This is a genomic window from Pseudomonas sp. SLFW (assembly GCF_009905615.1).
GTDB classification, from domain to species: domain Bacteria; phylum Pseudomonadota; class Gammaproteobacteria; order Pseudomonadales; family Pseudomonadaceae; genus Aquipseudomonas; species Aquipseudomonas bambusae.
In genome coordinates this window covers 40,585-53,169 of record NZ_JAAAKW010000027.1, presented here as the reverse complement: position 1 = coordinate 53,169, position 12,585 = coordinate 40,585, and the positions used below count along the sequence as shown (strand labels likewise).

General features: G+C 59.0%; 8 protein-coding genes and 3 tRNA genes. 7 read left to right on the top strand and 4 right to left on the bottom strand.

Features of this window, described 5'->3' with window-relative positions; genetic code table 11:
• Window position 1 precedes the first annotated feature (1 nt).
• The 4 genes from GVN17_RS26960 to gltX form a co-directional block, all read right to left on the bottom strand.
• A tRNA-Ala gene (locus GVN17_RS26960) sits at window positions 2–77 on the bottom strand.
• Between the two features lie 52 nt (window positions 78–129).
• Window positions 130–205, bottom strand: a tRNA-Glu gene (locus GVN17_RS26955).
• An 86-nt stretch (window positions 206–291) separates the two neighbouring features.
• Window positions 292–367, bottom strand: a tRNA-Ala gene (locus GVN17_RS26950).
• A gap of 221 nt (window positions 368–588) precedes the next feature.
• A complete protein-coding gene (gene gltX, locus GVN17_RS26945; protein ID WP_166598337.1) occupies window positions 589–2,070 on the bottom strand; it encodes a glutamate--tRNA ligase in 1,482 nt (493 codons plus the stop codon).
• 239 nt (window positions 2,071–2,309) lie between these two features.
• On the opposite strand from gltX, the gene GVN17_RS26940 reads away from it, so the two are divergent.
• The 7 genes from GVN17_RS26940 to GVN17_RS26910 all read left to right on the top strand — a co-directional run bounded on the left by GVN17_RS26940 (window position 2,310) and on the right by GVN17_RS26910 (window position 12,399).
• A complete protein-coding gene (locus tag GVN17_RS26940; RefSeq protein ID WP_166598336.1) occupies window positions 2,310–3,365 on the top strand; it encodes an HlyD family secretion protein in 1,056 nt (351 codons plus the stop codon).
• Between the two features lie 52 nt (window positions 3,366–3,417).
• A complete protein-coding gene (locus tag GVN17_RS26935) occupies window positions 3,418–4,905 on the top strand; it encodes an MDR family MFS transporter (RefSeq protein ID WP_178115768.1) in 1,488 nt (495 codons plus the stop codon).
• A gap of 303 nt (window positions 4,906–5,208) precedes the next feature.
• A complete protein-coding gene (locus GVN17_RS26930; protein ID WP_166598334.1) occupies window positions 5,209–7,692 on the top strand; it encodes an EAL domain-containing protein in 2,484 nt (827 codons plus the stop codon).
• A gap of 347 nt (window positions 7,693–8,039) precedes the next feature.
• A complete protein-coding gene (locus GVN17_RS26925; protein WP_166598333.1) occupies window positions 8,040–8,930 on the top strand; it encodes an NAD(P)-dependent oxidoreductase in 891 nt (296 codons plus the stop codon).
• Window positions 8,931–8,947: 17 nt separating this feature from the next.
• Entirely contained in the window at window positions 8,948–10,351 is a 1,404-nt protein-coding gene (locus GVN17_RS26920; protein ID WP_166598332.1) for an MFS transporter, read from the top strand.
• Window positions 10,352–10,478: 127 nt separating this feature from the next.
• Window positions 10,479–11,363 carry a LysR family transcriptional regulator gene (locus tag GVN17_RS26915; RefSeq protein ID WP_166598331.1) on the top strand — a complete coding sequence of 295 codons (885 nt, stop codon included), beginning with the start codon at window positions 10,479–10,481 and terminating at the stop codon, window positions 11,361–11,363.
• Between the two features lie 163 nt (window positions 11,364–11,526).
• The gene (locus GVN17_RS26910; protein WP_166598330.1) at window positions 11,527–12,399 is read left to right on the top strand and encodes a phosphonopyruvate hydrolase; all 873 of its coding nucleotides are present in this window, start codon (window positions 11,527–11,529) and stop codon (window positions 12,397–12,399) included.
• Window positions 12,400–12,585 lie beyond the last annotated feature (186 nt).

Below are 12,585 nucleotides of genomic sequence, written 5' to 3'. Positions count from 1 at the left end.
TTGGTGGAGCTAAGCGGGATCGAACCGCTGACCTCCTGCATGCCATGCAGGCGCTCTCCCAGCTGAGCTATAGCCCCAGATTTAGCGCCTCGCGGCGGAGATCAACCTTGCGGCATCACTCGGTAAAGCTGGCGTCCCCTAGGGGACTCGAACCCCTGTTACCGCCGTGAAAGGGCGGTGTCCTAGGCCACTAGACGAAGGGGACGTAACCCTTTGTGTACCTGATCGGTGCTGGTTCCGATTTGCGGTACAAACTCCAAGGCAGTGTAGCCGACCTTGAAACTTCTAAATTGGTGGAGCTAAGCGGGATCGAACCGCTGACCTCCTGCATGCCATGCAGGCGCTCTCCCAGCTGAGCTATAGCCCCACATTACACCGTCACATCACACTGCGTTGCCGCCGTGTTTCTGTGTTGCCGTGTGGACGGGGCGCATATTAAGTGCGACCCGAATACCTGTCAAACTTTTTTTAAACATATTTCAAAAGAATTTTCCGGGATAACAATCACTTACCGCCCTCCCCCGGAAAACCTCGACCTTTCGCTCGCTGCATGCCGCACTCAAGCGGCACGCAACGACAGAGTGCCCCTCAGCCAATGGCGCCGAGCAGCTTTTCCCACTCTTTGTTTTCTTTCTTCGACACGCCGCCCAGCAGGTCCAGCGCCTGACGCAGACGGTAGCGAGTCAGGTCCGGGCCGAGGATTTCCATCGCATCGGTCACCGAGACCGAGTTCGCCTGACCGGTAATGGCCGCAAACATCAGCGGCATGGCATCACGCAGCTTGAGCTCCAAATGTTCGACCACCGCCTGAATGCAGCCGGTGATGGTGTCCTTTTCCCACTGACGCAGCGACTCAAGCTTCCAGAGGATCAGTTGCAGCACCTGACGCACTTGCTCAGGCGACAGCTTCTTGTGCTCGAACAGCTTCGGGTCCGGGTTCACACCACCGGCAAAGAAAAATCCTCCCAGCGGCGCAACCTGGCTGAAGGTTTCGACGCGTCCCTGCACGTGGGGCGCGATCTTCATCATGTAGTCGCTGTTGAACGCCCACTTCTGCACGCGGGCGGCAAATTCTTCGACCGGCAGCTCGCGCAGCCACTGGCCGTTGAGCCAGGACAGTTTCTCGATGTCGAAAATCGGCCCGCCGAGCGAGACGCGGTTCAGGTCGAAGTGCTCGACCATTTCCTGCAGCGAGAACTTCTCGCGCTCATCCGGCATCGACCAGCCCATACGGCCCAGGTAGTTGAGCATCGCTTCGGGCATGAAGCCCATGCGCTCGTAGAACGTCACCGAGGTCGGGTTCTTGCGCTTGGACAGCTTGCTCTTGTCCGGGTTACGCAGGAGCGGCATGTAACACAGCGCCGGTTTTTCCCAGCCGAAGTATTCATACAGCAGGATCAGCTTCGGCGCCGATGGCAACCATTCTTCGCCGCGCAGCACGTGGGTGATGCCCATCAGGTGGTCATCGACGACGTTGGCGAGGAAGTAAGTCGGCAGCCCGTCGGTCTTCATCAGGACCTGCATGTCCATGCGGTCCCACGGAATTTCGACTTCGCCGCGCAAGATGTCCGGCACCACGCACACGCCTTCGCTCGGCACTTTCATGCGGATGACATGGGGTTCGCCTGCGGCCAGACGGCGCTCGACTTCCTCCTTGGAAAGCAGCAGCGCACGGCCGTCGTAACGCGGGGTTTCGCCTCGGGCCATCTGCTCGGCACGCATCTGATCCAGCTCTTCGGCGGTGCAGAAGCATGGGAAGGCATGACCGGCATCGACCAGTTGCTGGGTGTATTTCTTATAGATGTCGCCCCGCTCGCTCTGGCGATAAGGGCCGTGAGGACCACCGACGTCCGGGCCTTCACTCCACTCGATGCCGAGCCAGCGCAGGGCGTCGAAAATCTGTTGTTCGGACTCGCGGGTCGAGCGCAGCTGATCGGTGTCTTCAATGCGCAGGATGAATTCGCCGCCATGCTGCTTGGCAAAGCAATAGTTGAAGAGTGCGATGTAAGCCGTGCCAACGTGGGGGTCGCCGGTGGGCGATGGCGCGATGCGGGTGCGAACGGTGGTCATGGAAAATTCCGGATAGGTCGAACAAGCCGCGAATCTTAACAGGCACGGCCCTCGCGGCTCCAGCGTCGGCGCGCAGGCGAGCGGATTTCGAGGGATGGGCATGCAGCATAGTCAGGCCATGGCGTTACGCCAGGGAATGAATACTCGATTATCAATTCGAGTCATTATTGCAACGATGGCTAGGTGCCAGACTCGGTTAGCTGATAAATTTCCTTACATTCTAAAAATTCAGAACGACCATGCCTGCCCAACTCAAACGCCGCCTGTTCATCTTTTTCGGGGTGGTCCTGCTGATCGCACTCGCCTTCTTCGCCCAGTGGTACTTGAAAGGACGCTTTTACGAAACCACCGACAACGCTTACGTGCAGGGTGAGATTACCCGGTTGTCCAGCCAGCTCGGCGCGCGGGTCAGCGAGGTGTTGGTGCAGGACAACCAGCACGTGGAGAAAGGTCAGTTGCTGGTGAAGCTGGAGCCGGATGATTTTCGTCTGGCCATCGACCGCGCCAAGGCCACTTTGGCCACACGTGAAGCCGAGCGGGTGCAGGCGCAAAGCAAATTGACCCAGCAATCGAGCTTGATCGCCGCCAGTGACGCGCAAGTCCAGGCCAATCAGGCGACCCTGGGCCGCACCCAACTGGATCTGGCCCGGTTGCAGAAATTGCGCACGCCGGGATTCGTCTCCGAGGCACAGGTCACCACCATGACCGCCGACAGCAGCGTCGCCCGTTCGCAGGTCACGAAAGCTCAAGCCGATGCCCAGAGTCAGCGCCAGCAGGTCAATGCCCTGACTGCTGAAATCAAACGGCTGGACGCGCAGATCGCCACCGCCCGCGCCGACCTGTCTCAGGCCGACATCAACGTGCAACGCACGGAAATTCACGCGCCGATCAGCGGCCTGATCGGTCAGCGGGCGGCGCGCAATGGCCAATACGTGCAAGCTGGGGCGTACCTGCTGTCGGTCGTGCCGGACGAAGACATCTGGGTGCAGGCCAACTTCAAGGAAACCCAGATCGAGCACATGGAGATTGGCCAGTCCGCCGAGCTGACGTTCGACAGCTTCCCCGCCACGCCGATTCAGGGCCGGGTCAACAGCCTGTTCGCCGCCTCGGGCGCGCAGTTCAGTCTGCTGCCGCCGGACAACGCCACCGGCAACTTCACCAAGGTCGTTCAGCGCATTCCGGTGAAGCTGACGTTCGTGCCCGACAACCCGTTACACGGCAAGATTCGTCCGGGCATGTCGGTGACGGTCTCGGTCAATATCAAACCGGCAAACGACCCACATAGTGGCCGGTGACGCGCTGATTCGCCCGGTCGGCGAACCGACCCGGCGCGACTGGATCGCGGTCATGAGCGTGATGCTCGGCGCGTTCATGGCGGTGCTGGACATCCAGATCACCAATTCCTCGCTGAAAGACATCCAGGGCGCGCTGTCTGCCACGCTGGAAGAAGGCTCGTGGATTTCCACGTCCTACCTGGTGGCGGAAATCATCATGATCCCGCTGACCGCGTGGTTGGTGCAGTTGCTCTCGGCACGCAGGCTGGCGGTGTGGGTGTCGCTCGGTTTTTTGATTTCATCGCTGCTGTGCTCAATGGCCTGGAGTCTGGAAAGCATGATCGTGTTCCGCGCGCTGCAAGGCTTCACGGGCGGCGCGCTGATCCCACTGGCATTTACCCTGACCCTGATCAAACTCCCGGAACATCACCGGGCCAAAGGCATGGCGCTGTTCGCCATGACCGCGACCTTCGCCCCTTCCATCGGCCCGACACTGGGCGGTTGGCTGACGGAAAATTTCGGCTGGGAATACATTTTCTACATCAACATCCCACCGGGGCTGGTGATGATCGCCGGGCTGCTCTACGGCCTGGAGAAAAAGGCGGCGCACTGGGAGTTGCTCAAAAGCACCGACTACGCGGGGATCGTCACCCTCGGGGTCGGACTGGGCTGCCTGCAAGTGTTCCTCGAAGAAGGCCACCGCAAGGACTGGCTGGAATCGAACCTGATCGTCACCCTCGGCAGCGTCGCGTTGCTGAGCCTGATCACCTTCGTGATCATCCAGTTCTCCAAACCCAAGCCGCTGATCAACCTGGGCATCCTCGGCAACCGCAACTTCGGCCTGTCGAGCATTTCCAGCGTCGGCATGGGTGTCGGACTGTACGGCTCGATTTACCTGCTGCCGCTGTACCTCGCGCAGATTCAGGGCTACAACGCGCAGCAAATCGGCGAAGTGATCATGTGGATGGGCGTGCCGCAGTTGTTCCTGATCCCTCTCGTTCCTCAACTGATGAAGATCATCCCGCCCAAAGTGCTCTGCACCCTCGGTTTCGGCCTGTTCGGCATCGCCAGTTTTTCTTCAGGGGTGCTCAACCCGGACTTCGCCGGGCCGCAGTTCAACCACATCCAGATCGTCCGCGCGCTGGGGCAGCCGCTGATCATGGTCACCATCTCGCTGATCGCCACCGCGTTCATCCAGCCGCAGGACGCAGGGTCGGCATCGAGCCTGTTCAACATCCTGCGCAACCTCGGCGGCGCCATCGGCATCGCGCTGCTCGCCACCCTGCTGGACGCGCGGACCAAGACCTACTTCGATTACCTTCGTGAGTCGATCTCCCCTGCCAACCCTCAAGTCGCCGAACGCATGGCACAGCTCACCGACCGACTGGGCAATGAAACGGCAGCGCTGGGCAAACTCAGTGAAATCGCCCATCAGCAGGCGGCGATCATGGCCTATAACGACGCGTTCCATTTTGTCGGGTTGGCACTGGGCATCAGCATGGTGGCGGTGATGCTGACCAAGAAATTGCCGGGAGGAGTCAAGGGTGGGGCCGCGCACTGACTCTGTATTGAGCGGGCGAACTGCTCAGGCCACTCACGACACACTTCTGTTTCGGGCGCTCAGCCCGGCACCCTCCCCTGATTTCCAAAACTCAGGAAAAGGATGGGGGCTTTATGCACGTCTCTATGAGCCGCTGCACACCTGAACCGGAATATGAAGAGCGGGTTTCTGTTACATCTTTCTCCGCTCTCGCGCCCTCAATACCGCTGTGCCCCAGCCGATACCTATACAGCAACCTGATTTTGCATCACTTTCACGCCATACTCCGCCACATCACGCTTTTCCACCCTTCAGGTGCTTTGAATGCCGTTACTCCAGGATTCCGACGCGATGTACCGACTGCTGATTCAGAGCGTCGTGGACTATGCGATTTACATGCTGACGCCGGAAGGCATCGTGGCGAACTGGAACCCTGGGGCGCAGCGGGCGAAGGGGTATACGGCGGTGGAGATCGTGGGGCAGCACTTTTCGTTGTTTTACAGCGAGGACGAACGACGCGCTGATTTGCCGGGCCAGAACCTGCGGATCGCCCGCACTGAGGGGAGGTTCGAGGCTCAGGGTTGGCGGTTGAAGAAGGACGGCAGCGCGTTCTGGGCCCACGTGATCATCGACGCCGTTCGCAATGACGTGGGCGAGCTGCTGGGTTTCGCCAAGATTACCCGCGATTGCACCCAACAGCATCAGGCGCTGCAGGTGCAGCGCGAGCAGGAGCGGCGCTTCCGTTTGCTGGTCCAGGGCGTCAGTGACTACGCAATCTACATGCTGGACCTGGACGGCAACGTGGTGAACTGGAACGCCGGTGCCCAGCGGGCCAAGGGGTATCTGGAGCATGAGATCGTCGGCCAGCATTTTTCGGTGTTTTACACGCCGGAGGATCGCGCCTTAGGGCTGCCATCCAAAGGTCTGGAAACCGCGCGCCGGGATGGCCGATTCGAAGCGGAAGGCATTCGTCAGCGCAAGGACGGTTCGCATTTCTGGACCCACGTCGTGATCGACGCCATCCACGATGACGACGGCGAGATGATTGGTTTCGCCAAGATCACCCGGGACATCACCGAGCGCCGCAAGACCGAACTGCAATTGCTGGAAGCCAAGGAGTTGGCGGAGAAGCGCAGCGCCGAGATGGCCACGCTGTCGCGCTTCCTCGACTCGGTGATCGCCAACATTCCGGCCAGCGTGATCGTGCAGGACGTACGCTCGCACAAGATTCTGCTGGTGAATCAGCAGGCGGAACGGTTGTTCGCCGCCACCAAAATGGTCGGTCGTTTTGCCAGTGAATGCCTGCGGCCGGAGGTGGCGGATTACATCAATCAGCAGATGAACCAGACCCTGTCGATGGGCGAGGTCCGGACCTCCGAGATGCAGGTCCACACGGCACAAGGGCTGCGGACGCTGCGCAGCCGCACGGTGCTCAATCAGGACACCGAAAGCCATTCTGATTACGTGCTGTTCGTGGCCGAAGACGTGACCGATGAGCTGGCGGCCAACGCCAAGATTCATCATATGGCCCACCACGACGCGCTGACCGGGTTGCCCAATCGCACGCTGTTTCAGCAGCGTTTGAAGGAAGCACTGGCCCGCTCCAACGGGCCGACCGGTTCAGGAAAAATTACCGGCACGCTGTGCCTGGACCTTGACGATTTCAAGGACGTCAACGACGCGCTGGGCCACGCGTTCGGGGACAAACTGCTGCGCGCCCTCAGCGAACGCCTGCGGTCCGAGTTGCGCGACCGCGACACCCTCGCGCGCCTGGGCGGCGATGAGTTCGCGGTCATCTTGCCGGAGCTGGACACCCAAGAGGCCGCCGAGCTGGCGGCGCAACGGATGATTCAGGCCATCCGGCCACCGTTCCTGATCGACGGCCACAGCTGCTCGGTCGGCGTCAGCGTGGGCATCGCGCTGTCGCCCGAAGACCACGTCAAACCCGAGCAACTGATGGGTTACGCCGACATGGCGCTGTACGAAGCCAAACGCAATGGTCGCAACCGTTTCGAGCGTTTCCGCCAGGAACTGGACGAGATCGCCCGCCAGCGCCGGACCCTCGAAGCCGACTTGCGAACCGCGCTGCATTTCGGCCAGTTGAAGATGCATTACCAGCCCATCGTCAGCCGGGACGGTCAGGACATTTCCGGCTACGAAGCGCTGATCCGCTGGATTCACCCGATCAAGGGCATCATTCCACCGATGGACTTCATCCCGATGGCCGAGGAAACCGGGCTGATCCACGAAGTCGGCACCCGCGCCTTGAACCTCGCCTGCCAGGAAGCCGCTGGCTGGGGCACACTGCAAACGGTGTCGGTGAACCTGTCACCGATCCAGTTCAAGAACCTGGGGCTGATCGCCATCGTCGAACTGGCGTTGGCGGACTCGGGCCTGGCGCCCGAACGCCTCGAACTGGAGATTACCGAATCGGTGCTGCTGGGTGACAGCGACGAGAACGTCTCGACCCTGCGCGCCCTCAAGGCCTTGGGCGTGGCGATTTCGCTGGATGATTTCGGCACCGGGTATTCGTCCCTCGGCTACCTGCGCTCCTTCCCCTTCGACCGCATCAAGATCGATCGCTCGTTCGTCAAGGACATGGCCGAGAACAAAGAGGCGCTGGCGATCATCCGGGCGATCACCGGCATGGGCAACAGCCTGATGATCGAGACCACCGCGGAGGGTGTGGAAACCCACGAACAGATGCTTCAGCTGCAAGCGGAAGGCTGCTCGCACTTTCAGGGCTTTTTCTTCGGCCGACCGGTGCCGGCGGATGAGCGGCTGATCACGTTGAAGGACGAGCTCTAGAAGGGCGTACGTTCCCATGCAGGCCAGGCACTGACGCACCCGGCCTGCGTTCAATCGACCTCTTTCGGACACTGGCCCACTCAGCCGTCCACACCATGGTCAGAAGTTGCGATAAGAATCCGCCCAGCGCGCGCGGACCTCGCAGAAAATCAGTGATTAATACCTCAATCAATTCACTTTACCCCCCCCTCCCCTCACATTAGCCTTGATCCCGCGTCCACATCGTTCATTGAATTAGCCCGTCACTTAGCGATAAATCATCGAACTAAGTCGCTAAAACTCGCGCGAACGAAAGGCCCTGCAATTAGGGAAGGGCGCACCGTCTTACTTTGAATAAGAGAACACGTATGAAACTTAATGTGGGCTTTATCGGCTACGGTGAAGTGGCTTCTCATTTTGCTCGACGCCTGGCGGAAAACGGATGCAGCGTTGTTGTGCATGATGTATTGGCCGAACAGGAAGGCGGATTGGCAACACTGAAAGATCGAATAGGCTCAACGCCAGTGACGGTCATGGGGTTCGAGGCGTTGTTTAAGCACTGTGACATTGTCTTATCGACCGTGGTGACGCAGGCCGCGCTGAACGTTGCGCAAAGAAGTGCACAGCAGTTGAGGCCAGGGCAGTACTACGTCGACTTGAATTCCACTTCGCCTTCGATCAAACAGGCCATCTTCAACATCATCCAGCCGTCCGCAGCCCTCTTTGTGGAGGGCGCGATATTAGGTGCACTGGGTGCAACGGGCGCAGACACCAAGATTCTACTGGGGGGCGCGCAGGCCAGCGAACTCAGTGAACGCCTCAACGGTGCCGGTTTGAACACCCGGTTCTTCAGCCCGACACTGGGCCAGGCGTCCACCTTCAAAATGTTGCGCAGTGTTTTTTCCAAGGGCATCGAGGCCATCCTCATCGAGACGATGCTGGCCGCGACCGAGTCCGGGGTTGATGAGGCGCTCTGGGCCGATATTGTCCACACCGTCACGCATACGCCGTTTGAAAAGACAGCGAGCAACTGGATCGTCAGTCATTTGAATGCATGCGAACGCCGCTACTTCGAGGTGCAACAGGTGGTGGAAACGCTGGAGGAGTTGCATGTCACGCCCTGTGTCACCCAGGGAACGCTGGCGTTCTTCAAGCGCTCCACCGATTTGCAACTCAGTCATCAGACCCGGGCGCAGCCGGTGGATGGCGTATCGCAGGCCATCAATGTAATGCGTACAGCGCTCAACAGTCATCGATAACACGTCGGGGCATTTACATGATCTCTCTATTACAAGAAAAACAACGCAGCGAACATGCTCAACACCGAGCGGGCGGAAGAACGTTTCTGAAATATGGCATCAGTGCGGTGGCCTCGTGCTTTCTCGCTTATATGTCCTATTACATCGTCCGCAACAACTTTGCTCTGTCGACGCCTTATCTGAAACAGCATCTGAGTTTGACGTCCACACAAATCGGCTTGCTCAGCAGCGTCCTGCTGATTTCCTACGGACTCAGCAAGGGTTTCATGAGTGCGTTGGCCGATAAGGCCAGTCCCAGGAAATACCTTGCCGTGGGCCTTGCTTGCTGTGCATTGGTCAACCTCGCGTTCGTGTTTACCACAGGCCTGTGGGAGTTCGTCATCCTTCTGGCCTTACTTGGCCTGTTTCAGGGGACCGGGGCAGCACCGGCCTACATCACCATGGCGAACTGGTTTCCCAAAAGGCTGCGCGGACGCGTCGGGGCGCTCTGGAATATCTCGCACAACATCGGCGGAGGCATCGTGGCGCCGGTGATCACCGCCGGCATCGTTTTCTTCGGGGTCGACGGCTGGCAGTACGCAGTCTATGTGTTGCCTGCCATGCTTGCCCTGGCGGTTGTCCCTCTGGTTCTGGTGCTTGGGAAGGACTCCCCACGCGCCGAAGGATTCACCCCTCTTGAAGAGGATCCTTCCGTTCACACGGCACGTAAGCCCTTGCCGTGGGATGAAGCGCATCCCGGCCGTGAATTGTCCACGTGGCAGATCTTCCGTCGGTACGTGCTGCCGAACAAATCCGCCTGGTACACCGCGATGGTGGATGCCTGCGTGTATGTCATTCGTTTCGGCATGGTGTCCTGGATGCCGCTTTATCTGACGGAATACAAACACTTCTCCATGGCCGAAATGTCAGTCGCGTTCTTGCTGTTCGAATGGGCCGCCATTCCGTCCACGCTGCTGGCGGGCTGGATTTCCGACACGTTTTTCAAAGGCCAGCGCATGCCACTGGCGATCATCTCGACGCTGATGATCATCGTCTGCATCGTCGGCTACTGGAAAGCCACGAGCGTCGTATCGGTGGTCATTTTTACCGCGATGATCGGTTGCCTGATTTACATCCCACAGTTTCTGGCCAGCGTCCAGGGCATGGAAATCGTCCCTTCCTTCGCCGTGGGTTCAATGACCGGGCTTCGCGGCTTCATGAGCTACATCATCGGCGCAACCGCCGGTACGACGCTGATTGGCATCGCCGTCGACCGCATGGGCTGGGATGGGGGAATAATGGTGCTGTTCGGCGGGTCGCTGCTCTGCGTGCTGTTTTGCATTCTCGCGCACATTCAGGTGCTGAAGATGAATCGGCGCCATGTGACGCCCGCGCCGACCGTCACCGACACGCCAACCCCCGTTTCGCGCACGACAGTATGACCTGCACATCCTTCGGGTCCGGAGGACGTTTGCTATGCTGCGGCGACCTGCAATGCGCCCTGTCATGACGTCGCAAGGATGCGTTATCGGCGCCCATCATTGCTTTAATCCAGCGTGCGGAGGTGGCATGTATTACTTGGGCGTGAGTGCATTTCTTGCCATCGTCAAAGAGCAAAGTCTGAGGGCGGCGGCGGACAGTATTCATGTTTCGCCGTCGGCCATCAGTTATCGCTTGAAAGAACTTGAACAGAAGCTGGGCGTGACGTTGATCGAACGCCATAAGGGTGTCGACAGTATCAGGGTCACGGCATCGGGAAAGGCGTTTTTGCCGCTGGCCGAACGCTTCCAGGACGTGCTGAACGATATCGACCGGTTTGGCGTCACGAACTTCAATCTTCATTTGAATATCAGTGCGCCAAACAGCATGAACATGTATTTGCTACCGCCCCTGTATTCAATGCTTTATCAGTGTGCGCCTCGCATGACCCTTCGCATTCACACGGAACATACCGAAGAGTCCGTGGAGTCGGTGTCCACGAAAGTCATGGATATTGCCTTTCTCGCACGCGAAGTTTCGGTGCCGTCCAATGTGCTGATGTCACCGTTCACGGAAGAAGGGTTTTGCCTGCTACGCCGTTCAGGACCCTCCCGTGAGGAACCAACGGAAGTCAATGTCGCTCAGCTTGATCCTGAAAAGGAAATCTTCTGGCGCTGGAGCAAGGACTTTCAGTTATGGCATGAGCGGACGTTGGGCAGCCTGCAGGTCAGGCGGGTACAGCTGGACATGGCCAGTCTGATTCCTGACTTGCTGGTGGATGAGCAGCAATGGTCGATTGTCGTGAATTCGGTAGGCGAATGGGTCAGGAAAATCCGGCCCGATGAGTTCGTCGTCGAGCCGATCAAAGACGCGCCGCCCGCCCGCAAGTATTTCAAGATCACGCACAAACAACCTTCAGCAGAAGTCTGCGAAGGGCTGAGTATGGTCGAGAGATGCCTGACAACACTGTTCTGAAAACGCATGTTTGAAGCCGTCCTCTGAAACAGGACTGCCCGTTTTACTCACGCTGACCGATCGTTCCGCCGCCTCAGTCCCGAGCGCGGTGAGTGATGTCGCGTCAACACTGACTCTGTCCTCGTTGTAAAGGGCAAGTTCCAACGCCACTTCAGGAGTTTATATGAGCAAGCATCAACGCCTTCGCGCAGCCCTCGACAGCCGCCAGTTGTTCACGGCAATGGCGGCACACAATCCTCTGTCAGCGGTCCTGGCTGAAGAAGCGGGCTTTCACGGTATTTGGGGCAGTGGCTTCGAACTGTCTGCCAGTTACGCGGTGCCTGACGCGAATATTCTATCCAGCGGAACGCACCTCGACATGATGCGCGCCATTGCCTCGGTCACGTCCATCCCGCTCATTGCAGACATCGACACAGGCTTCGGGAATGCCGTCAACGTCAGTTACGTCGTCCCCCTTTATGAGGCGGCGGGTGCCTCGGCGGTGGTCATGGAAGACAAGACATTTCCGAAAGACACCAGCCTGCGCGCTGATGGGCGGCAGGAACTGGTTCGTCTCGAAGAGTTTCAAGGCAAGATCGCCGCTGCGGTGCAGGCGAAGTCCGATAAGGACTTCGTCGTCATTGCACGCACTGAAAGCTTGATCGCAGGGCTGGGACAAGAGGAAGCGATTACCCGAGCCTTGGCATACGAAGCGGCGGGCGCCGATGCCATCCTCATTCACTCCAAGCAGCCGACGCCCGATGAAATCCTTCAATTCGTGAAGGCATGGTCGGGAACCGTGCCGCTGGTGCTCGTGCCCACCGCGTACCCTCAACTGACCGAGAAAGACATCGAAGCCTTGGGCAAGGTCGGGATCGTTATTTACGGCAATCACGCGATCAGAGCGGCCGTGGGTGCGATGCGCACAACGTTCGCGCAAATCATCAAAGACCGCGGTATCCAGCACGTGGACCCGCATCTTCCCTCCGTGAAAGAGATCATCATGTTGCAAGGTGATGAACGCATGCGCGACATCGAGCGACGCTACTTGCGTTGACGGGCGAAGCCGACGATTCGGACTGGCGACCTTGCGTGTGGCGGACGGGGCGCACCGAAGAGCCTCGTCTGCCTGCATCACGTTCAGGCTGATACGGTTTTCCCTAACCAGCGCTCACGAAAATCCTCGTTTCGTCCACGACGGCACCGCTCCAGAATGCCGTCATGCGCCATGCACTCCGCCACG